This window comes from Streptomyces sp. NPDC019224, from assembly GCF_040632605.1.
In the GTDB taxonomy this organism is placed as follows: Bacteria; Actinomycetota; Actinomycetes; order Streptomycetales; family Streptomycetaceae; genus Streptomyces.
The window spans coordinates 1-1,849 of record NZ_JBEYCF010000113.1 but is presented as its reverse complement, the minus strand read 5'-3'; the positions used below and the strand labels follow the sequence as shown (position 1 = coordinate 1,849).

The 1,849-nt window shown below is 73.3% G+C and carries 1 protein-coding gene; it reads right to left on the bottom strand.

Annotated elements, in window-relative coordinates; translation table 11 throughout:
• Window positions 1-71: 71 nt before the first annotated feature.
• The gene (locus ABZ564_RS32715; RefSeq protein ID WP_360863139.1) at window positions 72-1,565 is read right to left on the bottom strand and encodes an AMP-binding protein; all 1,494 of its coding nucleotides are present in this window, start codon (window positions 1,563-1,565) and stop codon (window positions 72-74) included.
• Window positions 1,566-1,849: the final 284 nt, after the last annotated feature.

The window sequence follows — 1,849 nt, the reverse complement described above, 5'->3', positions numbered from 1 at the left end:
CGCGTCCCCGGGGCCGCCCCGGCCCCCCCCCCCCGGGGCGCCCGGGGGGGCCGTCGCGCCGTTGGCCATCCCTATCCGAACCGGTCCCACGTCACCGCGGTGACGCCGCGCTCCCGCAACACGGACTTGCGGACCTTCCCGGTCTCGGTGAGCGGCAGTTCCGCGACCACGTCCACGTACCGCGGCACGGCGAACGCCGGCAGCTCCGCCGCACAGTGCCGCGCGACCGCCGCCGCGTCGAGCACGCAATGGGCGCGCGGTACCACCGCCACCATCACCTCGTCCTCGGCGAGCTCGGAGGCGACCGGGAAGGCCGCGGCCTCCGCGATGTCGGGGTGAGTGCGCAGGGCCGTCTCGACCTCGTACGAGGAGATGTTCTCGCCGCGTCGCCGGATGCAGTCCTTGACGCGGTCGACGAAGCGGAACCAGCCGTCGGGTTCGCGCACCACACGGTCGCCCGTGCGCCGCCAGGAGCCGGGGTCCAGCGTCCGCTCGCCCACATAGCCGCTGGAGAAGGCGTGTTCCTGGTCGGTGCGGACCACGAGTTCCCCGGGAGTTCCGTCCGGCACGTCGGAGAGATCCGTGGCGACGACCCGTGCCTCGAAGCCGTCCCGTACCGTGCCCATGTGGCCGGGGCGGCAGTCCTCCGGCACGGAGCCGATGATCGCGTTGGTCTCCGTGGAGCCGAACCCGTCAACGAGCGCCACACCGAACCGCTCGCGGAACACCTTCCACAGGGGGCCGGGGGTTCCCGGGCCGAGCCCGCGCCAGGCCCGGTGCGCACGGTCACCCGGGCGCGGCGGCTGGGCGAGCAGCATCGGCACCATGGCGCCGAGTACGTACACGCACGTGGCTCCGGTCTCGGCGGCCCGCTGCCAGTGCCGCGAGGCGGAGAACCTGCGGTCCACCACCATGGAGGCCCCCACCGTCATCGCCTGCGCCAGCGTGTTGAGCGCGTTGGTGTGGAAGAGGGGCAGGCACGTGTAGAGGGTGTCGTCGGCGGTCAGCCGCAGCGAGTCGGCCACGTTCCGACCCCACCAGGCGAACTGGGCGTGCGGGCAGCGCACACCGCGGGAGGGACCGGTGGTGCCGGAGGTGAACAGGATGGCGGCCGTGTCACCGGGTCGGGACGGGTACGGGTCGAGCGCCTTCTCGATGCCGGGGGCCGGTGCCTGCGGCGAGCCGGTCGCCCACACCTGCCCCTCGTATCCCACCTCTGCCACCCGCGCGACCAGCTTCTCTTCCGCGTACAGGAACCGGGGTTCCGACACGTCCAGCGCGTGCCGGAGGAGCCGTCCGTGCAGTGCCGTGTTGAGCGGGACCACGACCGCGCCGAGCCAGGCACAGCCCAGCACCAGATCGATCAGTTCGACGCGGTTGGAAAGGAGCGCGGCGACCCGGTCCCCCGGGCCGCAGCCGCGTGCCGCCAGCGCGCTGGCCATCGTGGCGGCGTCCGTACGCGTCTGCGCATAGGTGCGCCGGGTTCCGTCGACGGTGAGGAAAGCCCGTTCGCCGTGATGTGCGGCCGCCGCGTCCACCAGGCCGGGAATCGTCATGCGGTTCATGAACGGATGCTGTCCGCCCGCCCCTGAGCGAACAAGGTGAATGGTTCGCTGACCGGTCCCCGCCGTCCACGGTCCGCTCAGCGGAACAGGTTCATAGGCAGGCGTCGCACCGCGCCGGATGCTCGTGCCGCACACCCACCGAAGCAGGAGGCCACGACGAGATGACGACGAGCGAACGCGCCCCCCCCCCCGGCCCGCGGGCGCGCGGCGCGGGGGGGGGCGCCCGGGGGCCGCGCCCGGGGGACGGCCCCGGGGGGGTCGCAGACGAACACAAAGAACACCAA

Bases quoted from the DNA above. Each gene is read 5' to 3' on its own strand.
- ABZ564_RS32715 (WP_360863139.1), bottom strand. From the start codon at position 1,565: ATGAACCGCATGACGATTCCCGGCCTGGTGGACGCGGCGGCCGCACAT.